The organism is Pseudomonas sp. B707 (assembly GCF_022496685.1).
Lineage (GTDB): Bacteria > Pseudomonadota > Gammaproteobacteria > Pseudomonadales > Pseudomonadaceae > Aquipseudomonas > Aquipseudomonas paraglycinae.
The window spans coordinates 1-24,706 of record NZ_WTVE01000024.1 but is presented as its reverse complement, the minus strand read 5'-3'; the positions used below and the strand labels follow the sequence as shown (position 1 = coordinate 24,706).

The following is a 24,706-nucleotide window of genomic DNA, read 5'->3' as shown; positions in this document are numbered from 1 at the left end:
CCGCTATTGATGGGGTGGCATTAAGCCAGTTGATTGCAAGGATGTTGAGTGCCGTATTCGCTTTGCGCTGTTTCTCGTAGTCGTTCCCTGCCGCGCCCGCTGTTGTCGGCCTTGTTGTTGAGTGTGTGTGCGCCCAGCGTTCTCGCCGCCGAAACTCCAGCCCCTGGCCAGGAAGTGCTGCGCCAGCAACAACTGCAACAGCGCGATCTGCAACAGCTGCAACTCGAACAGCGCAAGCGGCAACTGGAGCGCGGCGCGTTCGGCCCGACGCCTGCCACTCCGGCCATTCCTGAGTCGATCAAACCCGATGAGCGCTGCTGGCCCTTGAGCGGTACGCGTATCGGTGGTGTCACGCTGATCGGCAAAGACAAACTCAACGCCCGGATCAAACCGCTGCTGGCGCCGTGCATGGGCGTCGGCCAGATCAACCATCTGCTGGCGACCATTACCGCGCTGTACGTGGAGAAGGGCTACATCGCCAGTCGGCCTTACCTGAGCAGCGCGCCGGTAGCCGGGCAATCGCTGGATATCCTGATCGACGAAGGCTACATCGAGTCCATCGAACTGGCCGACCAGAGCCTGCCGGTGTCCCTCGGCGGTGCATTCCCGGGCATGCTCGGCAAGCCGCTGAACCTGCGGGATCTGGAGCAGGGTCTGGATCAGTTGAACCGCCTGCGCTCGCTCGATCTTACCGCCGACATCGCCCCCGGCAGCCAGCCCGGTGCGTCGAAAATCATCTTGCGATCGCGCACCTCGGGGCAGTCGCGCTGGAGCTTGGGCCTGGGCGTGGACAACCTCGGCAGCGCCAGTACCGGTCGTGATCGCGACACACTGAGCCTGACCCTCGATAGCCCGCTCGAACTCAACGACCTGTTGAGCCTCAGCGCCAGCGACACCCTCAATCAGGGCGACCGCTACAGCCGCAACGCCAGCCTCTATTACGCGATTCCCTACGGTTACTGGACGTTCAGCACTTTCGCCAGCCACGCCGAATACCGCGCGCCGTTCAAGCTCAGCACGCTGACTTTTCACAGCACCGGCATCACCGATCAACTCAGCCTGCGCGCCGACCGGGTGTTGTGGCGCGACCAGAGCCATCAGCTCAGCGCCAATCTGCAACTGGCGCACAAGGATGTCGACAGCTATCTGGAAAGCGTCCGCCTCGGCATCCAGAGCCCGACCCTGACCGTGGCCGAGGCCGGGCTCAATCTGTTCTGGCTCGACCGCGCGGTGTGGAACCTCGACGTCAATTACGCCCAGGGTTTGCGCTGGCTGGGCGCCGACGACGATGCCGATCGTCAGGTCAAAAACCTGCCCAAGGCACAGTTTCGCAAGTACCGCGCCGGCCTCAGCCAATGGCGCAACGGCCAGCTCGGCGCGCAAGCCTGGCAATGGCAGAGCCAACTCAATTTGCAGTACAGCCCCGACCCGCTGCCGGCCATCGAACAATTGCTCGGCACCGACGATTCCGCCGTGCGCGGTTACCGTGTCAGCAGCGCGTCTGGCGCCAGCGGCGCGATCTGGCGCAACACCTTGCGCCTGCCGTTGCGCACCGATTTGCCGATGCAACTCACCCCGCGTGTCGGCCTCGACCACGGCTGGATCAAGGCCGATCACGGCGCCCCGGTTCAACGCCTGAGCGGCGCCAGCATCGGCCTCAACCTGGGCTGGAAAAACCTGCAAGTGGACGTCGATTATCAACGCAGCCTGAACACCCCGACCGGCCTGCACCGCGAGCCTGAAACCTGGCTGATGCGGGTCGGATTACAGATATGAACGTCAGTGAACAACAGCCATCGGACCTGAGCGCGACAGCCGTGGCCTTCAACTCAACGCGCAACGTGATGCCGCACTACATGGAGAGTTTTTTATGCCAATGAATACCTTTGCGTTTCATCTTTCCCCACGGGGCAAACTGCGTTGGGCCATCGCCAGCCTGTTCCTGGTTGCTCACCTGCCGGGCGCCATGGCCGGCGGCGTGGTGGTCGCGCCCGGCCCCGGCGGCACCGCGCAACTGCAGACCCAGGGCGGCGTCCCGATCGTCAACATCGTCGCGCCCAACGGCTCGGGGCTTTCGCATAACCAATTCCTCGACTACAACGTCGACCGACAGGGCTTGGTGTTGAACAACGCCTTGCAGGCCGGGCAATCGCAGCTCGCCGGGCAACTGGCGGCCAACCCGCAATTGCAGGGCCAGGCCGCGAGCGTGATCCTCAACGAAGTGATCAGCCGCAACCCTTCGGCCATCAACGGCGCCCAGGAAATCTTCGGTCGCGCCGCCGACTACGTGCTCGCCAACCCGAACGGCATTTCGGTGAATGGCGGCAGTTTCATCAACACGCCGAACGCCAATCTGGTGGTCGGCCGGCCCGAGCTGAACGACGGCAAGCTGCAAGCCCTGAGCACCCGCGACGCCACCGGTCAGTTGCAGATCCAGGGCGGCGGGCTGCGTAACGGTGAAGGCTCGATCAACCTGATCGCCCCGCGCATCGACAGCCAGGGCGCAATCAGCGCTCGCGATCAACTGAACCTCACCGTCGGGCGCAATCAGATCGACTACGCCAGCGGCCAGGTGAAAGCCGTGGACCCGGCGGGCAACACCACCGATCAACGGATCGACGCCAGCCTGTTCGGCGCGATGCAGGCCGGGCGCATCAACATCGTCAGCACCGCTGAAGGCGCGGGCGTGAAGGTCGGCGCGGTGCAAGTCGCAGGACGTGACGGCGTGCAGATTCGTTCGGCGGGCGACTTGAGCGTCAGCGGTCAGGCGATTCCGGACAGCCTCGACGTGACCCGCGCCGGCATCCGCAGCAGCCAGGGCGACGTCGGCCTGCACAGCGGCAAGGACCTGACGCTGGCCGCCGCCGACGTCAGCGGTCGCGACGTGACGGTCGATGCCAAGCGCAATCTGACCCTGACCACCGTCGAAAGCCGCAAGCTTCAGGAACAGCGCGAAAACTGGAACAACAGCACCATCGGCATCACCTGGGAAACTTACGAGCGCACCAAGACCGACAGCGATTCGCGCCAGCACGGCAGCCAGATCGTCGCCAGCCGCGACGCGCAACTGTCGTCCGGTAAAGACACCGAACTGAAAGCCGCCAAGGTCGACGCGAAGAACAACCTCAGCGTGCAAAGCGGCGGCGATCTGCGCCTGACCGCCGCCACTGAAAGCCACACCCAGACCGATCAGGGCAAGCACCGCAAACACCTGTGGAAAGCCGATTGGGACAGCAGCAGCGAAGAGCAGCGCAGCATCACCAGCCAGCTGAAGGCCGGCAACATTGCCCTGCAAACCGCCGCACTGTTGCGCTCCGAAGGCGCTGAATTGAACAGCGCCGGCGATCTGCAACTGGCCGGCAAACAGGTGGAAATGACCACCGCGACCCGCACCAACCGCAGCAGCGACAACCGCTATTCCGGTGATCTGGTCGGCGGCGGTTTCTTCGGCAAGACCGGCGACGCCGACAAGGGCCAGACCCAGCATCAGGGCAGCAAGGTCAACGCGGCCGGCAAACTGTTGGTCAAGGCTGACGACGTGCGCATCAGCGGCAGCCAGGTGCGCGGCGCCAAGGACGCGAGCGTGATCAGCGACAACGGTTCGCTGACCATCGACGGCGTGCAGGACACTTCGCACAGCAACAACCACGACAAGGACAGCAAGTTCTTCGGCATCACCAAGGACGAGTCCCGGCAGAACAGCAAGGACAGCACCACGGTGCGCAGCGAGCTGGCTTCCGACAGCAACCTCAAGCTCAAGAGCGCCAAGGACATCGAACTCGCTGGTTCTACGGTCAAGGCCGGCGGTTCGCTGACGGCGGATGCGGCGGGTGATGTGAAGGTGCATTCGACGCAGAACACCCACGACAGCAGCAACAGCACGCAGACCCGTGGTTTCGACGCTTACGCCAAGGAGCAGACGGCGGAGCAGTATCGCGCCGGCGTGCATTACGAAGACAAGGCGCAAACCGTCACCGCCAACGACGTCACCCAGCAGGGCTCCAGCCTCAGCGGCGGCACTGTGCAAGTGAAGGCGGGCGGCGATGTGACGCTCAAGGGCGCCGAGGTGAAATCTACCGCCGGCGACACCACCCTGAGCGGCAAGAACGTCTCGCTGCTGGCCGAGCAGGACAGCCACAACACCTCGACCGAAACCCGCAGCACCGGCGGCGGTTTCTACTACACCGGCGGCCTCGACCGCGCGGGCAGCGGCGTGGATTTCTCGCACAGCACTTCGCAGGACACCACCGCTAAAACCACCGCGCAAACCACCGGCGTGCAGAGCAGCGGCAGCCTGAACATCAACGCTGACAAACTCGCCACCGAAGGCGCGCAACTGAAGGCCGGCAACGGCCTGAACGTCGCCGCTAACCAAGTGGACAACCGTGCCGCCAGCAACACCGAAAGCAACACTCACAGCGAGAGCAACTGGTCGGCGGACATCGGCGCCAACGTCGAGTACAAAGACATCGCCCGGCCGATTGCCGGTGCGGTGAAAGACGTGCTCGGCGGCAAGGTGCCGGACAAGGACGCACTGACCAATCTCGGTCAGCCGAACGTCGGTATCGACGTGGCAATCGGTCATGCCAGCGCCGATAAAACCGAGCAAGGCAGCAACGCTGTGGTCAGCCGGTTCGACGGCAAGACCGTGGACGTGAAGGTCGGCGGCACGCTGCACGACCAGGGCACCCAGTACAACGCCAGCGTCGGCAAAGTGAACATCGGCGCCGACAAACTGGTGGCCGATGCCGCGAACAACACCCACAGCAGCACCGAAAAAACGGTGGATGCCAAGGTCGACGTGCGCGTCTACACCAAGACTGGTGAAGACGTGAACGTGGCCGGCAGCGGCGCGGGTGGCAGCAGCCAGTCGAGCAAGGACAGCTCCACCGCGGTGGTCGGCGGTTACGCTGGCAATCAGGGCGTGAACATCAATGTCGGCGGCGATGCCCAGTTCGAAGGCAGCCGTTTCGATGGCGGGCAGGGCGGTGTCAGCATCAAGACCGGCGGCGATCTGGCCCTGAATCAGGCCAACGACCGCCAGAGCAGCGACAGCTCCAGCCTGCGTGGCAACGGTTCGCTGACGGTAGGCACCTTGCCGGGCACCGACGGCACCAACGTCGATCTCGGCGCTGGATTCCAGCTCGATCACAAAGGCAACCAGACCACCGACAGCCAGGCCCACGTAGCCAGTATCAATGGCAACGGCCCGGTGCAATTGAGCAGCGGCGGCAATCAGGTGCAGCAGGGCACGAAGATCGACAGCGTTGGTGCTATCGACCTGAAAGCCGACGGCAAACTCGACCTGCAAGCGGCCACCGATTCGCACGTCGCCACCGGCAGCAATCTCGGCGGCGGCCTGAAGGCCGGCGGCAGCAAAACCAGCAGCGAGAAGAGCCGCGATCAGGGCGGCAACCTCAGCGGTAATTTCAACATCGGTCGGGTCAACGAGAACACCCAGACCCTCAGCGGTGGCCAGCTTAACAGCCAGAACGGCATCGCCCTGAGCGGCAATTCGGTGCACCTGCAAGGCACTCAGGTCGGCGCGCCGAACGTCAGCATCGATGCGCAGAAGGGCGGTTTCGTTCAGGAATCCGCGCAGTCCAGCGACAACCGCAACAACTGGAACGTAGCGCTGAACGCCGGCGGCAATCTGAGCAAAAGCACACCGACCACCGCCGATGAAAAAGTCAGCAGCGATCACGGCTTCAATGCCGGGGCCAAGGTCGGCGTGGACTACCTGCAAGGCACCACCCAGCAGAACAGCCAGATCAAGGCTGACAGGGTGGTGTTGAACAGTGGCGGTGATGCGAGCCTGAGCGGCGCGCGGATTGATGCGCGCAACGTCAGCGGCAATGTGGCGGGTGATCTGTCGGTCGAAAGCCGTCAGGACTCCAGCACTCACGCCAAGGTCGACGTGGATCTGAGCCTGACCGCCAAGAAAACCCCGGCCGACGACAAGGGCAAACTCGCGGGCACCGACTACAAGCCAACGCTGAAAGCCGGAGGCGAATACGCGCACAAGGACAGCGTCAAACAGGCCTCCGGCATCAGCGTTAGTCAGGGTGTGAACCTCGCTGTCGGCGGCGCTACCCAGCTGACCGGCGCGCGGATTTCCGCCGCCGAAGGCAAGGTCGATCTGGGTGGTTCGAAGGTCAGCAGCAGCGATCTGAGCAACCTCGACTACGGCGTGAAAGCCGGCCTCGACCTGCCACATAAAACCGAAGAAAACGCACCGAAGGTGTCCCTTGAAAACGGCAACCTGAAAGTCAGCCCGGTGACCCTGAGCGGTCATCTGGACAGTCAGCCCCTGCAAGCCGGGATCGACGAAAAAGGCTGATTTACCGTCAGTGAAACCGGCGGGAGCGAGCGTGCTCGCTCCCGTTTCTGATGGACACCCGGCTCAAAACGGCAGCCACTGTCGTTTCCCGTCAAGTCGATGAAAGCATGCGCTCTACACTCGGGTGAAACCGGGAGGCCGCGCCATGCACGACAACGTCGAACACCTGAGAATCCTGCTGGCCTGCGCCCTGCGCTGGGCTGCGCGTTTGAACCTGCACGAATCCATCGCCAATCACTTCAGCGTGGCCACTTCGCAGGACGGTCGCGAGTTTCTGATCAACCCCTACGGCAAACACTTCTCGCGGATCCGTGCTAGTGATCTGCTGTTGCTCAATGCCGACGATCCGTCCAGTCTCGACTGCCCGGACTCCCCGGACAAAACCGCGTGGGCCTTGCACAGTGCCTTGCACCGCAACCAGCCCCAGGCCCGTTGCATCCTCCATACCCACAGCAGATACGCGACGACGCTAGCATGCCTGAAGGACTCGCGCCTGCCACCGATCGAGCAGAACAGCATGCGGTTTTTCGAGCGGGTGGCGATTGACGAAGGATTCGATGGCATGGGTCTTGGGGAAGAGGCGGAGCGGGTGAGCAGGCTGCTCGGTGACAAGCCGATCCTGCTGATGGGCAATCATGGATTGCTGGTCGCGGCGCCGAGCGTGGCTCAGGCGTTTGATGATCTGTATTACTTCGAACGGGCGTGCGAGGTGTATATCACCGCACTGGCGACCGGGCAGGAATTGCGCGTGGCCAGCGATGAAGTGGCGCGCAAGACGTGTCGGCAATGGCTGGATTATCCGGGGTTTGCGGATAAGCATTTCAATGCATTGATGGGCATCCTCGACGAAGAGGAACCGGTCTACCGCCAGCTGAATTAGCGATGGGTTGTCGGATGGCTGATCCAGAACCCGCGCGGATTCGTGCCACAGTGAAATTGAGTTTGGCTGGAAAGAACAAATTGTTATAGCGAATGGGTATTGAATGACTGTCAGTTCTGACAGTGTGCAAAAAGCTGATAAGGGACGACGATTGGCTTGAGGCGCGTGGTTTCAATTTAACCTGTGCGAGCATCAAACCAATCAATTCATGGAGCAACAGAAATGGCTGATATTCATTTTAAAGACTTGTTTAACGGTGTGATTAACTGCAGCTCAAAACCTCAAATTAACGGCATTTCGGTAGAAGTGGGGGCGTTGTCAAATGAGGCGAAAGTGGGTGACGAGTTCATCGGCAAATTTCAGGGATGCAGTGATTCCGAAGGTGAGGTACCCATCCAGGGCGCTTCGACATCATTGAGCCGAAATGTAACACGGGCTGACATCGAGAATGGCTCCGTTGATTGCTTTAAGGAATGGAACAAAATCAAACTCATTGGAAATGGCTCGGTTCGTTATAACTACCTGATCAATGGCGTAATGGGGAACACTGCATCGGTAGTGGTCCGGTTAATGAATTCAAGTGGTCAATCGTGCGACGAGGTCCGAACGCACAACTGAACGTCCGAGTTTCAACAATGCCTGCCTGTTGCAGGCATTTTTTTGCCAGCAAGGCTTGCGCAACGTCACGGGTGAATGGCCGCTCTTCGTTTCAAGGTGCCTTGCTCAACGGCTGGCGCATCACCGGCGCACTCCACGCCTGGCGCCGATCCTCACTCGGCGGGCAACCAAAGCGTGCGCGGTAAGTGCGGGAGAAATGCTCCAGCGAGCCAAACCCGGAACACGCCGCCACCTGGGCCACGCTCATCTGCGTCTGTTGCAACAGGTTGTGCGCCCGGGCCAGGCGCAGGGTGATGTAGTACTTGAGCGGCGAGAGCCCGGTCTGATGTTTGAACTGGCGCTCGAGTTGCCGTCGCGACAGGCCAACTTCGCTGGCAATCGCCTCGCAGTCCAGCGGTTCTTCCAGAGCCTTTTCCATCAGTTGCACGGCACGGCGGATCTTGTTGCCGTACATCCCGCTGTTGCCCAGACCGCCGTCGAGCTGATTGTCCGCCGGCGCGCGCATCTGGCCCATCAACAGGTGCAGGCCGATTTCCCGGGCCAGATCCGCATCGAAACGCTGGCCGATCCAGCCCAGCAGCATGTCGAGAATGGTGGTCGCGCCGGCGCAGGTCAGGCGCTGACGTTCGAGGGTATAGAGCTGCGGTCGGGCGCGGACCTTGGGGTAACTCTCCTGAAAACCCTGCAGGTTGTCCCAATGCACCGCCGCTTCGTAGCCGTCGAGCACACCGGCGGCGGCCAGCAGTTCGGTGCCGGTTTCCACGCCGATCAAGATCGCGCCGAACAGCGCCTGCTTGCGCAGCCAACTCTTGAGCGCCGGATTGCGGCTGTGTTGATGCACCTCGAAACTGGCCAGTACCACGCAGGCGTCGAAGGCCTGCTCGTTGTTCAAGCCGTCCTCGGCGATGCTCGCCAGACCGTTGCTGGCCGTCACCGGGCCCGGCTGCAACGACAGCAACGTCCACTCGAACAGCGTGCGCTGGCTCAACCAGTTGGCGATGGCCAGCGGTTCGAGCACTGCCGCCAGACCGAAATTGGAAAACGCCGGCAGCAACAGCACCGCCACTCGCAGCGGTGCTTCATTGCGCGGTACAGCTTCAGCGGATCGGGTCATCGCCATCTCTGCTTCATCGTTGTTCGGTCTGCCAGTGCGGGTTGATCCACACCGGTACATCGAGGGCTGGCAACGGCGTGAGGTTACGGATCAGGTCGCTGGCCTTTTCCGCGATCATCACCGTCGGTGCGTTAGTGTTGCCGCTGACGATCGCCGGCATGATCGACGCGTCCACCACCCGCAAGCCGTCGAGGCCATGCACTCGCAGTTGCGGATCGACCACCGCTTCAGGGTCGCCCGCCGGCCCCATCTTGCAGGTGCCGCTGGCATGGTAGCCGGTTTCCGTGACCTGCCGCGCCCAGGCATCGAGTTCGTTGTCGGTCTGCACCGAACGGCCCGGCACCAGCTCTTCGCCCTTGAACGGCGCCATCGCCGGTTGCTCGATGATTTCCCGCACCAGCCGAGCGCCGGCGCGCATGTCGGCACGGTCCTGCGCGGTCTTCAGGTAGTTGAACAGAATCCTCGGCGGCCGCCGCGGTTCGGCGCTGTGCAGGGTCACGCTGCCCAGGCTGGTGGGGCGCATCAGGTCGATGTGGATCTGGAACGCGTGGGTCGGCACCAGCTCGACGCTGCCCGGTTGCACCGCCAGCGGCATGAAGGTCAGTTGCAGGTCCGGGTGTTCGACGCCGGCTCGGGAACGCAGGAACGCACCGGCCTCGAAGTGATTGCTCGCCGCCAGGCCGTCGTGACGGACGAACCAGCGCGCGCCAATCCACCATTTACCCGGCGCGGTGGTCCAGCGATACAGCGACACCGGTTGTTTGCAGCGAAATTGCACCACCGCGTCCGGGTGATCGTTGAGGCGTTTACCGACGCCGGGCAGGTCGTGCACGACGCCGATCCCGAGGTCACGCAGTTCCGCCGCCGGGCCGACGCCCGAGAGCAACAGCAACTGCGGCGAATTGATCGCCCCGGCCGTCAGCAACACTTCCCGGCGAGCGCGGACGGTGTTCGTTTCGCCGTTCTGTTCATAATCAATCCCGACCGCTCGCCGGCCCTCGAACAGAATGCGTAGCACCAACGCATCGGTGACCACGCGCACATTGCCCCGAGCCAGTGCTTCGCTCAGATAACCGCGCGAAGCGCTCCAGCGCCGACCGTTGCGTGTAGTGCGATCCACCGGGCCGAAGGCTTCCTGACGATAGCCGTTCAAGTCCTCGCTGACGCCATAACCGGCCTCGGCCCCGGCCGCGATGAACGCCGCGCACAATGGTGTTTCTACATCGCCGGGAGTGACGTGCAAATGGCCGTCGCCGCCGCGATAGTCATCGCCACCGCCGGCGTGAGTCTGCGCTCGCTTGAAGTACGGCAGTACCTCGCGATAGCTCCAGCCAACGCAGCCTTGCTCGGCCCAGCCGTCGTAATCCCGGGCATGGCCACGGATGTAGACCATGCCGTTGATCGACGATGAACCGCCGAGGGTGCGGCCTCTCGGCGTGCCGATTCGGCGGCCGTCGAGGTACGGCTCGGGCTCCGACTGATAACTCCAGTTATAGCGCGACCCACCCACCACAAGGCCCACGGCGGACGGCATGTCGATCGTCCAGCTCTTGTCCTCGGGCCCGGCCTCCAGCAGCAGGATGCGCACGTTCGGGTCTTCGCTCAAGCGATTGGCCAACACGCAACCGGCCGAACCGGCGCCCACGATCAGGTAATCAAACCCGGTTTCGTCCATGGTTTGCTCCGTTCAGACAAATGACGAGGGAAGGGCGGATCAGTCCACGCAATGGCCGTGAATACCGTTGAACACCAGACGATGAAAGTGATGCACCAGATGCTCGCTTTCATTGCTGCGCTGGGCGTCGATCATGTAACGGCCCTGGTCATAACCGAGCGAGCGCAGGCCCTTTTGCACCGAGATGTTCAGGGCGATGTCTTCGGGGCCGAGGTCTCCGTTCATCCACTTCATGCACGCCGTGCTGACGGCGGCGGTTTCGGGGTTGCTGGAGTAGTAACCGAAGCGCAGCAGCGAGCGCTCGGCGTCGAGCGGAATCATGATGAACGAGCCGAGAAGCTCGGAGAACGGGAAGGTGTAGAAGGTGTTGTTCGGCCACAGGCCGATGTTGAAGAAACATTCCTGCGGGTTCAGTTCGCTTTTCAGCGGCACGCCATAGGCCTCGGTCGCCGACAGATTGGCCGGTGCGGCGTAGGTCCACCAGTTGTCGCGTTTGATCAACTGGTAACCCTTGAAATCGATCAGCCGGGCGAGGTCGATGTGGCACGGGCCGGACAGCTTGAAGTGATAGCCCTCGATGGAATTGTCCATGATCACTTTCCAGTTGGCCGGCACGATCACGTCTTGTTCCTCGATCAGATGCATGTCGGCCAGGTCTGGAAACACCCGGCGCATTTCTTCGTCGGCACCGTGGAACAGATCCCGCAGCGACGGCGCATTCGGATCGAGGTTGAAGTAGACGAAGCCGCCGAGTTCTTCCGTGCGCACCTGTGGAATGTTGAACTGCGCCAGCTCGAAATTCTTCATCCGCTCGCAACGCGGCGCACCGCGCAGGCTGCCGTCCATTTCATAGCACCACGAGTGATAGGCGCAGCGCACCACGCCGCCGGTAGTGCCACGGCGTTCTTCGAGCAGGCGATTGCCGCGATGCTGGCAGACGTTGTGAAAACCATGGATCTGCCCCTGCCGATTCTTCGCCACCACCACGCTCTGGTCGAACAGATCCGTGACGACGAACTGCCCCGGCTCGCCGAACTCGCTGACATGCCCGGCGACATGCCAGGCCCTCATGAAAATGTTGTCGCGCTCGGCACGGAACAGGCTGTCGTCGTAGAAATAACGCGAGGGCAGGGTGACGGCCTGCTCCGGATCCTGCTGATCCCAGGCGTCGACCGGACTGTGCTGCTTGCGGGTCTGGAAACTGTGCATGAGGCGATCTCCACGGCGTGTTGTTGTGGGATCTAATCTAGGGTGCGGCGTGAGGGTGGGGTTGATGGATTGCGACCAGTTGATGGGTGGAATGATCAATCTCAGGCTGTATCGGGGAGGTCTTGACAGCCCTGCGATAATGAAACTTCACCGCGATCATGATGCAGAGGAAGGTTTTCCATGGACAATCAAGCACTCAAGGCCTTGTTCGACCAGCAGTCCGCCGTCTATGACAAACAGTGGAGCGGCATGGCGCCCCTTCGTGATGCCCTGTATCTGCTGCTGGATTCAGTGTTCGCGGGCCTGCCGGAGAATGCCCGGATACTCTGCGTCGGCGTGGGCACCGGTGTGGAAATGGCCCATCTGGCGCAGCAGTTTCCCGGCTGGCAATTCACCGCAGTCGACCCTTCGGGCGCCATGCTCGACGTGTGCCGTCAGCGAGCGACAGAGGGCGGTTTTCTCTCCCGCTGCCATTTTCACGAAGGCTACCTCGATACGCTGACGGATGAATCCGGTTACGACGGCGCAACCTGTTTTCTGGTGTCGCAGTTTTTGCTCGACCCTCAGGTGCGTATCGACTTTTTCCGTGAGATTGCCCGTCGTCTGGTACCGGGTGGGATTCTGGCGAATGCTGATCTGGCCTCGGATACTCAATCCCCGGCCTATGAAGCATTGCTGCGTCACTGGATGACGCTGATGGCTTCGGCCCAGGTGCCGCCGCAAATGCTCGAACGAGCGCGCACGGCGTATGCCCGGGATGTGGCGATTCTGCCGGTGCCGCAGGTCGCCAGTCTGATCGAGTCGTCCGGGTTCGAGGCGCCGGTCCAGTTCTTTCAGGCGGGTCTGATGCACGGGTGGTTCTGCCCGCGCAAGGCAGGGATTGCCGCGGGTTAGAGCGCCGGATTGATAGAAGGAAACAGCTTCGTCGGCATTCCCGAGGAATCCATTGCTTCGGCTTAATAGGAAGCATTACTATTCACGCCCCTTTCTTCAGCACGCCGCAATGATCCCCATGCTGCCCCGCAGACCCGGCTTTCTCGAGCATTACGAAGAGTTGATCGGCACCTGGACCCGTCGCCTGCGCAATCGCTCGCAGGCCGAGGATCTGGCGCACGACACCTTTGTGCGGGTGCTCGAATCCGATTCGTCGGCGGTGCAGCAACCCCGGGCGTATTTGCATCAGACCGCGCGCAACATCGCGGTGGACGGCTATCGGCGTGAGGACCGGCGGGGCGCCATGGAGTCGGAGGCGATCGATCTCAGTGAGTCGCCGACCGGCGATCCGGAGCATTACATGCATGCGATCCAGCTGGCCGATTCCATCGAACGGGCGCTCACGGAGCTTCCGGTCAACTGCCGACGGATTTTCGTCTGGCAGAAGATCGAAGGCCTGACCCAGGCGGAAATTGCCGAACGCCTGGGTCTGTCCAAGAACATGGTGGAAAAGTATATGATCCGCACCCTGCGGCATCTGCGTGATCGCCTGGACGGGGCGCAATCATGAGCCGCGGCGTCTTTTCATCCCCAGCCAAACAGGACATTCCATGATGGATACTCGTGATTGCGCGTGCGGGCAAACAACGGTGCGCGATGACGCGGCACGCTGGTTTGTGCGTTTGCAGGAGCCGGCCGTCAGTGTCGACGAACAGCAGCGCTTCGACGCGTGGCTGAACGAACATCCCCAGCACCGTGACGAATTCCAGTTGCTCCAGGGCTTGTGGACGGCGGCGGATCTGCTGCCGGCGCCACGCCTCAAAGCTTTGTGCGAAACCCCGCCGGCGCGGCGCGAACGCCGTCCGTTGTTGCGTTATGCCGTGGCGGCCAGCGTGGTCGCGGTGGCGCTCGGGCTCGGTCTGTTCAGTGGCTTGAATCATCCGGCGGGTTACAGCGCTGAATTCGCCACCGCGCTGGGCGAGCGCAAGCATGTCGCGCTGCCGGACGGTTCGGTGATCGACCTCAACAGCCGCAGCCGTCTGCAGGTGCGTTTCGAGAAGGATCGGCGGCTCATCGAATTGACCGAAGGCGAGGCGATGTTCAGCGTCGAGCACGATACTTCTCGCCCGTTTGTGGTCGAGGCCGGCAGCGGCAAGGTCACGGTGACTGGCACTCGTTTCGATGTGCGCCGCGATGTGACGCAGACCCGGGTCGCGGTGGAGCAGGGCACGGTCAGGGTGCAGGGTCGTGGTGCGGCCGATGCCGATTTCATCAGCCTCACTGCCGGCCTCGGCACGCGGATCGATGCACAGGGCAAAGTAACGCCGGCCTACGCGGTCAACCCGGCGGAGCTGACAGCCTGGCGCAGCGGCAAACTGGTGTTCAACAACGCCAGCCTCAGCGAAGTCGCCGAGGAAGTGTCGCGTTATCGCGACAAGCCGCTGAAGGTCTCTAACCCCGCCGTGGCCAATTTGCGCCTGACCAGCGTGTTCAAATCCGACAACACCGATGCCTTGCTCAAGGCCTTGCCGAGCATCCTTCCGGTGGCCGTGCGCACCCTTGCCGACGGCAGCCAGGAAATAATTTCAAAATAACATTCAGGTTTTTTTCGAGTTCGTCGTCTTCCTGTTCAACTGCAACTGGTTTGCATTAACAGCCGCACACTCTTGCGATCCACAGGACTCCGTTCGACGTGAAAAACTCCACCGCCAAAAACAATAAATCCCCTTGGTTACCGCTGGCTCTTGCGCTGGCGGTCAACGCCGCCGTGCCGATGGCTTTTGCCGCCGAAGCCATTCACATCCGCGCCCAACCGCTGGGCCAGGCCCTGAGCGAACTGGGCCAGCAAACGTCGTTGCAGGTGTTTTTCAGCCCGGACCTGGTCGCCGGCAAACAGGCGCCGGCGGTGGACGGCAATCTTTCTCCGGAGCAAGCCCTGCGCCAATTGCTGCAAGGCAGCGGCCTGGATTATCAGATCAATGAAGGCTCGGTGACTTTGTCACCGGCCCCGACTTCCGCTGCCAGCGGCCCGCTGGAACTGGGCGTGACCGACATCAAGGTGGTCGGCGACTGGCTCGGCGACGCCGACGCCGCCGTGGTGCAGAACCACCCCGGCGCGCGTACGGTGATTCGCCGTGAAGCGATGGTCGAGCAGGGCGCGATGAACGTCGGCGACGTGCTGCGCCGCGTGCCCGGCGTGCAAGTCCAGGAAGCCAACGGCACCGGCGGCAGCGATATTTCGCTGAACGTCGGCGTACGGGGTTTGACGTCGCGCCTGTCGCCACGCTCGACCGTATTGATTGATGGCGTGCCGGCCGCGTTCGCCCCGTACGGTCAGCCACAACTGTCGATGGCGCCGATTTCTTCCGGCAACCTCGACAGCATCGACGTGGTCCGTGGTGCCGGCTCCGTGCGTTACGGACCGCAGAACGTCGGCGGCGTGATCAACTTCGTGACCCGCGCGATCCCGGAAAAAACCACCGGTGAAATCGGCACCACCCTGGAAACCTCGCAGCACGGTGGCTGGAAACACATCGACACCGCGTTCCTCGGCGGCACGGCCGACAACGGCATCGGCATGGCGCTGTTGTACTCGGGCGTCAACGGCAACGGTTACCGCGAGCGCAACAACGGCAACGACATCGACGACGTGATCCTCAAGACCCACTGGGCACCGACCGATCAGGACGATTTCAGCCTCAACTTCCACTACTACGACGCCAGCGCCGACATGCCCGGCGGCCTGACGCAAAAGCAGTACGACGACAAACCGTTCCAGTCCGACCGCGACTACGACGGCTTCAGCGGCCGCCGCAAGGACGTGTCGTTCAAGTGGATCCGGCAGATCGACGAGCGCACCCAGGCAGAAGTGCTGACCTACTATTCCGACAGCTTTCGCGGCAGCACCATCGCCGCCCGCGATCAGAAAACCCTCAGCTCGTTCCCGCGTTCCTATTACACGCTGGGCATCGAGCCGCGTGTTTCGCGTGTGTTCGACGTCGGCCCGACCACTCAGGAAGTCAGCGTCGGTTACCGTTATTTGAAAGAGGCGATGCACGAGCAGTCGAGCCGCCTGGCGCTGGTCAACAACGAGCCGGTGGTCACCAAGACCTCCGACGGTCATGTGTTCCAGGACCGTACCGGCGGCACCGAGGCCAACTCGGTCTACATCGACAACAAGATCGACGTCGGCAACTGGACCGTGACCCCGGGCATTCGCTTCGAACACATCAGCACCGACTGGCATGATCGCGCTGTGCTCGACACCGCCGGCAAACCCGTCCCCGAGAAAAACCGCAGCATCGAAAGCAACGAACCGTTGCCGGCCCTGAGCGTGATGTATCACCTGTCCGATGCGTGGAAACTGTTCGCCAACTACGAGACGTCGTTCGGCAGCCTGCAATATTTCCAGCTCGGCCAGGGCGGCTCGGGTGACCAGACCGCCAATGGCCTGGAACCGGAGAAAGCCAAGACTTACGAAATCGGCACGCGCTACAACGATGACGTGTGGGGCGGTGAAGTGACGCTGTTCTACATCGACTTCGATGATGAACTGCAATACATCAGCAACGACGTGGGCTGGACCAACCTCGGCGCGACCAAGCACCAGGGGATCGAGGCGTCGGTGCATTACGACATGGCGGCGCTCGATCCACGCCTCGACGGCCTGACCGCCAACGCCGGTTTCACTTACACCCGCGCGACCTATGAAGGCGAGATCCCGGGCTTCAAGGGCCACGACCTGCCGTTCTACTCGCGTCAGGTGGCCACCGTCGGCCTGCGTTACGACATCAACCGCTGGACCTACAACATCGACGGCTTCGCCCAGTCCAAACAGCGCTCGCCGGGCACCGGCGTGAATGCTGATGGCAGCTTCAATGGCAATTACATCACCGAAGGCACGGCGGACGGGCAGTACGGCGACATTCCGGGCTACGTGACCTGGAACGTGCGCGGCGGCTATGACTTCGGTTCGCAGCTGTCGAACCTGAAGCTCGGCGCCGGGGTGAAAAACATCTTCGACAAGCAGTACTTCACCCGCTCCAGCGACAACAACTCGGGAATCTACGTGGGCACGCCACGGACGTTCTTCGTGCAGGCCAGCGTAGGCTTCTGACCGGTACTGATTGTTCCCGCGTCTCGACGTGGGAACAGTCCGGCTCAGACCTTCAGCGCTTTCCCGCCAATCGCCACCGCTACCAGCAATGTCGCCATCAGCCCGAAGGCAAAACTCAAACTGCTGGCATGGGCGACAAAGCCGATCACCGCCGGCCCTGCCAGAATCCCTGCATAACCCAGCGTGGTAATTGCCGGCACGGCGATGCTTTCCGGCATCACCGTCTGTTTGCCCACCGCCGTGTACAGCACCGGCACGATATTCGAACAGCCGGCACCGACCAGCGCATAGCCCAGCAGCGCGGCTTGCCAGCTCGGGGCGAACGTCGCCAGAAACAATCCCGCCGCTGCCAGTAGTCCGCCAAACAGAATGATCCGGATTGCGCCCAGTGCGCGGACGATCCGGTCACCGGTCAAACGGCCGGCCGTCATGGTCAACGCGAACGCTGCGTAACCCAGCCCGGCATAGGCGGTGTCGATCCCGCGTTCCTGCGCCAGGAACACCGCGCTCCAGTCCAGCGCCGCGCCTTCGGTAAGGAACACGATGAAGCACATGCCGCCGATGAACAGCACGATTCCGTGGGGCACTGCGAACGCCGGGCCCGAGCTTTCACTGCCGTAAGGCAACATGTGCGGCACCGCCTTGAACAGCGCCGCGATCAGCACCACGACCACCACCAGCATCGCCGCCAGTGGCGACAGCCCGAGACCGAGCAGGGCGCTCACGCCCGCTGCACCGACGATCCCGCCGAGGCTGAACAGACCGTGAAACCCCGACATCATGTTCTTGCCGCTGGCCCGCTCGACGATCACCGCTTGCAGGTTCACCGTCGAATCCACCGTACCGAGCCCGGCGCCGAACATGAACAACGTGGCGATCAGCGCCGGAATCGACGACACCGTCGCCAGCAACGGCAACGCTGCACAGATCAGCAACGTGCCGCCGGTGGCCACCTTTCGGCAGCCAAACCGCGTGGCCAGAATCCCCGCCAGCGGCATCGCCAGAATCGAGCCAACGCCCAGGCACAGCAACAGCAACCCCAACGTGCCTTCATCGAGACCGGCCCGCGCCTTGGCGTAGGGCACCAGCGGTGCCCACGCGGCGATGCCGAGCCCGGCAATGAAGAAAGCGATGCGCGTGGACATCTGTTGCAGACGTCCGGGTGCGAGGGGTGGCGGGGTGTTGATGGCAGTCATGAAACGTCCTTGGTCTTGCGGTCAATAGCGTGATGCAGGGCAACATCGTTGCACATCAGTCCATGGGCCGCGACCTTGAGTTCCCGATTCGGCTGATCGGTGACGGCGTTTCACTGCTCACGGATACTTTGCGTCAACTTCAAAAAGCGCGGAATAACCGTTTCGGGCGGTGGCACCAGATCTTTCAGGCCGTCGGTGCCTTTCTGGAAAGTGAGCATCTGCGCTGCGATCAGCGGGCTCGCGAGACCGCCGACATGGGCGATGGCGAACCAGGCGCGATCCTGTTCGGTGGTTTCCGGACGAGGGTCAAGACGCCAGCCTTCTAGGGTGGTCATGCGATCGCCGATGTAGAACTTCTCCATGATCTTCGACTTTTTCCAGATTTCGGCGTCGTAGCCGGGGCGGTAGTCGGTGTCGTAGGTGCCGTCGGTGGGTTTGGCGTGGTTGCCGAGTGAGGCATTGATAAGGCTCATGATGACGTTGGGCGTGCTGGTAAAGCGCAGGCTGTTCTTGACGTTGAAACCGGTTTTGCCGTCGTCATGGATAAATCCGTAGGGCATACAGACGCCGGGGCCTTCGGGCACTTGATAGAGGTCGCGGGCTTCGAAGCGCGCGGCAAGGTCCTTGATCCGTTGTGCGGAGTTTTCGGCGGGTTTGTTCATGTTGAAGTAGAACACCCGGTTGTTGCGCCAGAGCAGGAATTCGTAGGGGATATTTTCGCCGCCCATGACGTAGGAGTCGGGGATACCTAGATCGTGTTCGTATTTTTTTACTTTGGGTATTTGCTCTTCCAGTTTTTTGATTTGTTCCTCCTGCTTTTTCACCTGGTCACGGGAATAGTTCATCTCCTTGATCGATACCAAAAGGTCCTTGTTGGTTTCAAGCTTGTCCTCGAGGCGCTTTTTGTAGAGTTCGGTTTCGTGAACGATGGCGTTGCGTTGTCTTTCAAAATTTTCACGTGTCGTGGCATCGCTGACTCTGATGGTGAGTTCGTCAAAGTCATAACTAACGTAGTCGCCCACCGCATGCACATTCTTGGAAAATACGTGTCCTCCTGCACCTTTCATGTTGCTACGTTCGATAGCAAACGTTGCCCACTCGAATGCTTCCGGTGACTCGAATCTGGTACGTCCCAGGCATTCGTGCAGGGCAGGCTCAGCAAGGGCTGATTGGGTGACCAGCAACACGCCGGCGAAGGTGGCGATGATTCGTGTCATGAACTGTGCTCATTTCGATTGGACGTTTCGCTCACACTTGCGATGTGTACGTCGCTCTTTCTGTCTTCGTTGTGAGCGATGATCGTCAGGTTCAATCCTGAGTCATTGTTCTCACCTTTCGTCCAGCCGATTGGTAGGGCGGTAATGAAGCCCTTGATGCCCATGGGAGCGGAATAGGTTTTCACCCCAGCCAATGTCTTGCTCTCCCAAAATCCCTCTTCATGTGGCAAACAGTCTGCAAGTTTTCCACCACGTTTATGATCATCTGGGGAGCGATATGTCCACGTTGGCCAGATTGATGCTGGCATATCCCCGGCGGGTTCAGACGCAGTCGTTGGATCAACAAGTATTTGCACCTGACTGATGTTCTGAGGAATGAAGTTGAAGGACTGCTCGTAAGCTTCCGAATTATTCTTCGCGCGTTTCTGAATATCTCGCCAAGTTTTTTCAGCAGCAGGCTGATCGAGAACTTCGTCCGAAACAGTGAAGTGAGCTACGGGGCCATCTTTCTTCGCCTGACTCATCCCGAAGTGCTTCTTCCACAAATCCTTGCGCAATTTATTGATTGTCTTCCCTACCTTCTGGTTGTGTTTGCCGTCCAGCTTGGCTTCAGTCGATTCGCTATCGCGCACAATGACTGCCAGCTCAGAGTCACGTGTCCCGCATTGACTGCGGTCATTGATGTTGGCGCTGCCGAGAATCGCTACACGATCATCCGCGATCAACAACTTGCTGTGCACGTAGATCTGTTCAGTGACCACGCGATCGCCAAGCGTATCCCAAGTGCGCAGGTTGAGCAGGGTCAAATATTTTGACCAGTCCTGTTGGGCGTAGACGGGCTTTTTGTTGGTATCCACCCGCTCAATAATCTTCCCTGCCTCTTCCTTGCTCGCCCCGCGATCCATCATGTCCTTCATCGCCATGTGCCGTTGAATGCGTTTGACCAGACTCTGTTCGCCAAACACCAGACTTTGCATGGTCAGGTGAACCTGGTGCATGAGGTTCAGCACGTTCAGCGCACCTTCCGGATGCACCGGCAAAATCAGGTACACGTGAAAAGGACGGTTTTCGGCAATCGCCCGGCCGATGCGGTCGGCCAGCGCCTTGCCAATGGTGTTGGTGAGCTTCTGTTCTTTCCCCAGTTTCTGTGTCAGCCAGCCCTGTGCGTTGGTCTGCCAGATCGTCAGAAAACTTTTGAGAAAGGTGCGGGCCTCTTCGCCGGGTTCCTTACTGATGGCGTTGACTTCTTTCCAGTCGATCTTGGTGAAGTCCTGATCTTCCATCGCTTCACGCAGTTTGATCCGGGCGACGAAATTCTCGTTCAAGGTGGACGGGTCGCGCAGGCTGGCCATCGGGCCGGACAGTGGCCGGCCTTCCGCCAGTTCGCCCTCGTCACCGAAGTCGGTCTGGAAGAACTGGTTCTCGATGTAGATGAAGTGCTGGGCACTGGAAATGGTCTGCAGCATGGCGCGCAGGCAGTTGTCCTGGACCCCGCCCACGTTGAAACCCTCGGGCAGCGGCAGGTTGACCCTGGCCATGTCTCGACCCTTGGCTTCCTGAGTGGTCATCGCGGCTGAAGCGCTGCGCAGCACTTGCACGCTGACTCCGCCTTGCGCTGTCTGCGGTGGCGTCGGCAGGGTCGGGGCCTGATCGATCCAGACCGGTTTGGGCATGGGCAGCTTCAGGTTGATCTGATTGTTGAGATCCAGGTGATGGGGCAGGCCGGCGTCCCTGACCAGCGTGTTGACCCACTCCATCAGGGCGACGATGACGGTGGTTTTTTCCAGGCTCTTGATCTCGGCGATGTAAGCCTGTTGGCCGTTCCAGCGGTCGATGAAGTTGCGCGACAGGTCGTACACCGACGGCCCTTCGATGCGGCTATGAACGTCCTGCCACGGCATGCGCGGCTGATCCTTGTCCAGCCGGCTGTAATCTGCCGAAGCCAGCGGCTGCGGTTGGTGTTTGAGATATTCAAAGGGCTCCCGGTGATTGGCCACGCGGTCTTGCAGCAACGCGTAAAAGTGCCCGAGCAATGAAGTGGTCAATTGGCCGATGTTGTTCAGCCAACCCATTTTCTCTGCGGGCATCGCGTCGTAACCCTTGTCGCAGAACATCGCGACAAGGCGGCCGAGATCGGTCGAGTTCGTCCAGTTGTTGATCAGCTCGTAACTCTTCAGACGCACGGAAGCCTGCAAATTGCCGGCGCTGGTTTCGACTTCGCGAATCCACACTTGAGCCTGGCCTTTGAGCGGTTCGGCCAGCGGCAGGCGCGTCCAGTTGTGTTTGATCAGCGCGGTGATATTGCGGATGGCCGCGTCGGTCAGATATTCCCTGGGCCTGGCCAAAGGATCGATGGAGGACACGGACTCCTTCAGACTTTTGCCAGCCTTCATTGCCCGGTCCAGAACGGGCAGTGGGGGACTTGCGAAGAAGTTCTGAATCGCCGCGATGGCGTTGATCACGCTGGCGCGACGGGGCAACGCCAGTTTGATGTTGGTGTTTTCTGTGCCGATGGTCGTTTCGGCCAGCGGTTTGGACAGGTCGAACAGCGTGCCCAGCAGCAGGCCGGCTCGACTGACGTGCTTGTTCATGTCCATCCAGCCCAGGTGCGGAATCCCCGGGTTATACGCATCGTTACCCTGACGGTCGACGGCGCTGAGGCTGAAGTTGTTGTCATCTCGACGACCGTAGGCCAGGTCGATACCGCCGACATAGCCGATCTTGTTGTCGATCACCACGCACTTTTGGTGATGGGAAAATGTCGAGCCCAGACCCTTCATGTCGCTTTGCTGGATGGCCGGGGTGCAGAAGGCGCGCGGCACTTTCAGCCCGGCGTTGAGCTGGAAAACCGCGAGCATGGTTTCGAAGTCATGAGTGCCGACGCTTGCCGCCGGGCTCAGCCACGGCATGACAAAGACTTTCAGTGTCGGGTGCGCCTGGAGGGCGTTGTACAAGCACTCCCACAAGGTCTGCTTGCCGTCCAGGGTCACATCGTAGTTGACCTGCCAGCCAGTGATGAAAATCGAGGTTTCGGCCTTGGCGATTTTCTTGGCCAGATCCTTGTAGTAATCCTCGCCAGTGGTGAAAAAACGTACCTGGTTGCCACTGCGCTTCGGCGCGAAGGCGGACTTGTCCTGTATGAAAAAGTCCGGCGCGTTGACGGCGGGCAGCGCTTTGCCGGCGGCCGTGTTGATCTGGCTGACTTCCTTGTGGCGAACGCCGTTGTAGGGGGTAGCGGAATCCGTCATGGTCATTCGTCCGTGCTGTGCAGGCGGCTGTACAAGTCGCCGTCGGTGAGCAAGTCCTGCTTGCTGCGTTCGTTGCTGGCGGTGTTGATGGTGCGGTGGTGGGTGCTGTCATGAAAGTCGAGGGCAGCGAGAGCGAAGCGCTCCTTGTCCGCATCCGCCGGTTCGTCATGCAGGGCCACGGGCACGCGTTGCCCCGGATAGCACAGCCACAACGGGCCGGCTTCGGCATAAGCTTTGGAGAGTTTCAGGCGTTGCGGTTCGTCGATATTGACGCGTCCGTTCTCGTCGGTCTGACCTTCGAGCAACGGTTGATCCACGCCGTCCTGGACGATCTGCCAGAGGGTGTGGGCCAGCGGGAAACCTTCATCGCCGGGCACATCGGTCAGGGTAATGTCGAAGAAGTATTCCCGTGGCTCGGGCTTGGTCGGCAATACGCCCGGTTGCGCGGGCGCCATGAGATTGCCGGCCTTGGCCGACGGCGCAGGGATCGGCAGCAGCGGCATCAGGATCGCAATCCCGGAACCTGTTCCCGCCGAGCCACCGGCGTTGATCTTCACCACCGGCCCGACCACCGTGATGCCGCCGCCATCGAGTTTGATGAAGCTGCCGCCCGCTTGGAGGGTCAGTTCGCTGCCGGCCTCGATGACCATTTTGTCCCCGGCCTTGAGGTGGATTTCCTTGCCTGCACTGGTCAACTGAGCGGTGCCGAGTTTGATGTGCTGGTCCTGGTTAACGGTCAGGTGATCGCTGGCTTTCACTTCCACTTTGCGATCGGAAATCGTGGTGCGGTGTTCTTCAGCCTTCAGCTCGGTGTAGGTGTTCTTCACCACAGTGTCGTGACGTTCATTCCCAACGCGGATCTTCTGGTCGTGTTCGACGTTTTCATCCCAGTCGCGCTGGGCGTGGATGAAGATTTGTTCGGCGCCTTTTTTGTCTTCGATGCGCAGTTCGTTGTAGCCACCGCCGCCCGGGGAGCTGAGGGTTTTGAAGACGCTGCGGGTTTTGTTCGCCGGGAGGGCGTACGGCACCGGGTTTTCCTTGTGGTACAGGCAGCCGGTGACCAGTGGCTGGTCGGGGTCGCCTTCGAGGAAGGTGACGAGGACTTCCATGCCGATGCGCGGGATGGAGATGGCGCCATAGCGGTCGCCGGCCCAGGAGCTGGAGACGCGCAGCCAGCAGCTGGTCTTGTCGTCGGCCAGGCCTTCGCGGTCCCAGTGGAATTGCACCTTGATGCGGCCGTATTGGTCGCAGTGGATTTCTTCGCCTTTGGGGCCGGTGACCATGGCGGTCTGGCTGCCGAGCACGCGGGGTTTCGGGTGCTCCAGCGCGGGGCGGTAGAACACGTCCCACGGGGTGGCGAGGAAGGTGTTGCGATAGCCCTGGTGGAAGTCGTCCTTGTTGTCGGTGGTGTCGCTGGTCACCGACTCTTCGAGGACTTGCGGCTGTTTGCCTTCGTGGAAGATTTCGGTGAGCAGCCACAGGTCGTTCCACTCGCTGCGCGGGTGGTCCGACATTTCCATGAAGTGGCCGCTGACGAGTCTGGTCTGGTCGCCGCGACCTTCGGCCTGGCGGTAGTCGGCACGGTGGCGTTCGAGGGCGCGCTGGCTGAGGAACTTGCCGCGCGCGCGGTCGATGAAGCGGCCGGGGTAGTCGTAGTCTTCCAGATCCGGTTCAGCGTTTTTGCTATCGAGAGCGCCGTCCGGTTTGTACGCCGCCTCCATTTGCAGGCGCGGTTTCTCGAAATCGTAGTCGCGGCGGGTGGTGCGGCTGGTGCGGGTTTCCAGGCGCAGCTTGAAGCCTTTGATCACCGGCTCTTCGGCGACCATGCCGCTGCCCTGCACGTACGCGGTCGGTTGGCCGAGGTTCGGGAATACGGTCTGGTCATCGCCGAACACCAGCAGGTGGCCTTTCTTGCTGTGCTGGAAGTGGTAGTGAATGCCTTCTTCTTCGCACAGGCGCTGGACGAAGTGCAGGTCGGTTTCGTCGTACTGCACGCAGTAGTCGCGATCCGGGCACGGCTGGCTGAGCTGGAAGCTGTAGGCGTTGCCCTTGATGCCGTGCTCGTCGAGGATCAGCGCGATGATTTTCGGCGCCGACATCTGCTGGTAGATGCGCTGGTTGGTGCGGTGATGCAGGTATTGCAGCTGCGGCACCAGCGA

General features: G+C 61.3%; 15 protein-coding genes. 8 read left to right on the top strand and 7 right to left on the bottom strand.

The features are described from left to right. Positions 1-48 precede the first annotated feature (48 nt). The 4 genes from GQX66_RS11685 (at position 49) to GQX66_RS11670 (ending at position 7,838) form a co-directional block, all read left to right on the top strand. Complete coding sequence (locus GQX66_RS11685) at positions 49-1,776, top strand: ShlB/FhaC/HecB family hemolysin secretion/activation protein (protein WP_240869075.1); 1,728 nt, start codon at positions 49-51, stop codon at positions 1,774-1,776. A gap of 94 nt (positions 1,777-1,870) precedes the next feature. Continuing rightward, positions 1,871-6,340, top strand: coding sequence for a hemagglutinin repeat-containing protein (locus tag GQX66_RS11680; protein ID WP_240869072.1), 4,470 nt, complete (start codon positions 1,871-1,873; stop codon positions 6,338-6,340). 145 nt (positions 6,341-6,485) lie between these two features. Further along, the gene (locus tag GQX66_RS11675; RefSeq protein WP_240869070.1) at positions 6,486-7,220 is read left to right on the top strand and encodes a class II aldolase and adducin N-terminal domain-containing protein; all 735 of its coding nucleotides are present in this window, start codon (positions 6,486-6,488) and stop codon (positions 7,218-7,220) included. 222 nt (positions 7,221-7,442) lie between these two features. Further along, on the top strand, positions 7,443-7,838 hold the full coding sequence (locus tag GQX66_RS11670) for a hypothetical protein (RefSeq protein WP_085748557.1): 396 nt from the start codon (positions 7,443-7,445) through the stop codon (positions 7,836-7,838). Positions 7,839-7,929: 91 nt separating this feature from the next. Here GQX66_RS11670 and GQX66_RS11665 read toward each other — a convergent pair whose 3' ends face one another. From GQX66_RS11665 to GQX66_RS11655, 3 genes are read right to left on the bottom strand one after another with little or no spacing between them, the layout of a single operon-like run. Next, positions 7,930-8,952 carry a GlxA family transcriptional regulator gene (locus tag GQX66_RS11665; protein WP_134023737.1) on the bottom strand — a complete coding sequence of 341 codons (1,023 nt, stop codon included), beginning with the start codon at positions 8,950-8,952 and terminating at the stop codon, positions 7,930-7,932. Positions 8,953-8,965: 13 nt separating this feature from the next. Continuing rightward, positions 8,966-10,627 carry a choline dehydrogenase gene (locus GQX66_RS11660; RefSeq protein WP_240869067.1) on the bottom strand — a complete coding sequence of 554 codons (1,662 nt, stop codon included), beginning with the start codon at positions 10,625-10,627 and terminating at the stop codon, positions 8,966-8,968. 39 nt (positions 10,628-10,666) lie between these two features. After that, positions 10,667-11,836, bottom strand: a complete 1,170-nt coding sequence (locus GQX66_RS11655) for an aromatic ring-hydroxylating dioxygenase subunit alpha (RefSeq protein WP_240869064.1) — start codon at positions 11,834-11,836, stop codon at positions 10,667-10,669. Between the two features lie 180 nt (positions 11,837-12,016). Here GQX66_RS11655 and GQX66_RS11650 point away from each other — a divergent pair, with 180 nt between their 5' ends. From GQX66_RS11650 to GQX66_RS11635, 4 genes are all read left to right on the top strand, one after another. After that, positions 12,017-12,730 (top strand): class I SAM-dependent methyltransferase, encoded by a 714-nt coding sequence (locus GQX66_RS11650; protein ID WP_085748554.1) that lies wholly within the window; start codon positions 12,017-12,019, stop codon positions 12,728-12,730. 109 nt (positions 12,731-12,839) lie between these two features. Next, positions 12,840-13,340, top strand: a complete 501-nt coding sequence (locus tag GQX66_RS11645) for a sigma-70 family RNA polymerase sigma factor (protein WP_045121794.1) — start codon at positions 12,840-12,842, stop codon at positions 13,338-13,340. A gap of 40 nt (positions 13,341-13,380) precedes the next feature. Then, entirely contained in the window at positions 13,381-14,364 is a 984-nt protein-coding gene (locus GQX66_RS11640) for a FecR family protein (RefSeq protein ID WP_240869061.1), read from the top strand. A gap of 98 nt (positions 14,365-14,462) precedes the next feature. Continuing rightward, positions 14,463-16,886 carry a TonB-dependent siderophore receptor gene (locus GQX66_RS11635; protein WP_240869057.1) on the top strand — a complete coding sequence of 808 codons (2,424 nt, stop codon included), beginning with the start codon at positions 14,463-14,465 and terminating at the stop codon, positions 16,884-16,886. Between the two features lie 44 nt (positions 16,887-16,930). Here GQX66_RS11635 and GQX66_RS11630 read toward each other — a convergent pair whose 3' ends face one another. The 4 genes from GQX66_RS11630 to tssI all read right to left on the bottom strand — a co-directional run. Further along, complete coding sequence (locus tag GQX66_RS11630; protein WP_240869055.1) at positions 16,931-18,082, bottom strand: MFS transporter; 1,152 nt, start codon at positions 18,080-18,082, stop codon at positions 16,931-16,933. 110 nt (positions 18,083-18,192) lie between these two features. Continuing rightward, positions 18,193-19,299, bottom strand: a complete 1,107-nt coding sequence (locus GQX66_RS11625; protein WP_240869045.1) for a hypothetical protein — start codon at positions 19,297-19,299, stop codon at positions 18,193-18,195. Then, complete coding sequence (locus GQX66_RS11620; RefSeq protein ID WP_276613459.1) at positions 19,296-22,547, bottom strand: phospholipase D-like domain-containing protein; 3,252 nt, start codon at positions 22,545-22,547, stop codon at positions 19,296-19,298. The genes GQX66_RS11625 and GQX66_RS11620 overlap by 4 nt, the downstream gene beginning before the upstream one ends. Positions 22,548-22,549: 2 nt before the next feature. Further along, positions 22,550-24,706: type VI secretion system tip protein TssI/VgrG (gene tssI / locus GQX66_RS11615; protein ID WP_240869039.1), on the bottom strand; the 2,157-nt coding region annotated here is incomplete at its 5' end.

Excerpts from the sequence above, each read along its gene's own strand:
- GQX66_RS11680 (WP_240869072.1), top strand. The coding sequence starts at position 1,871 with ATGCCAATGAATACCTTTGCGTTTCATCTTTCCCCACGGGGCAAACTG.
- GQX66_RS11675 (WP_240869070.1), top strand. The coding sequence starts at position 6,486 with ATGCACGACAACGTCGAACACCTGAGAATCCTGCTGGCCTGCGCCCTG.
- GQX66_RS11670 (WP_085748557.1), top strand. The coding sequence starts at position 7,443 with ATGGCTGATATTCATTTTAAAGACTTGTTTAACGGTGTGATTAACTGC.
- GQX66_RS11665 (WP_134023737.1), bottom strand. The coding sequence starts at position 8,952 with ATGACCCGATCCGCTGAAGCTGTACCGCGCAATGAAGCACCGCTGCGA.
- GQX66_RS11660 (WP_240869067.1), bottom strand. The coding sequence starts at position 10,627 with ATGGACGAAACCGGGTTTGATTACCTGATCGTGGGCGCCGGTTCGGCC.
- GQX66_RS11655 (WP_240869064.1), bottom strand. The coding sequence starts at position 11,836 with ATGCACAGTTTCCAGACCCGCAAGCAGCACAGTCCGGTCGACGCCTGG.
- GQX66_RS11650 (WP_085748554.1), top strand. The coding sequence starts at position 12,017 with ATGGACAATCAAGCACTCAAGGCCTTGTTCGACCAGCAGTCCGCCGTC.
- GQX66_RS11645 (WP_045121794.1), top strand. The coding sequence starts at position 12,840 with ATGATCCCCATGCTGCCCCGCAGACCCGGCTTTCTCGAGCATTACGAA.
- GQX66_RS11640 (WP_240869061.1), top strand. The coding sequence starts at position 13,381 with ATGATGGATACTCGTGATTGCGCGTGCGGGCAAACAACGGTGCGCGAT.
- GQX66_RS11630 (WP_240869055.1), bottom strand. The coding sequence starts at position 18,082 with ATGACTGCCATCAACACCCCGCCACCCCTCGCACCCGGACGTCTGCAA.
- GQX66_RS11625 (WP_240869045.1), bottom strand. The coding sequence starts at position 19,299 with ATGACACGAATCATCGCCACCTTCGCCGGCGTGTTGCTGGTCACCCAA.
- GQX66_RS11620 (WP_276613459.1), bottom strand. The coding sequence starts at position 22,547 with ATGACGGATTCCGCTACCCCCTACAACGGCGTTCGCCACAAGGAAGTC.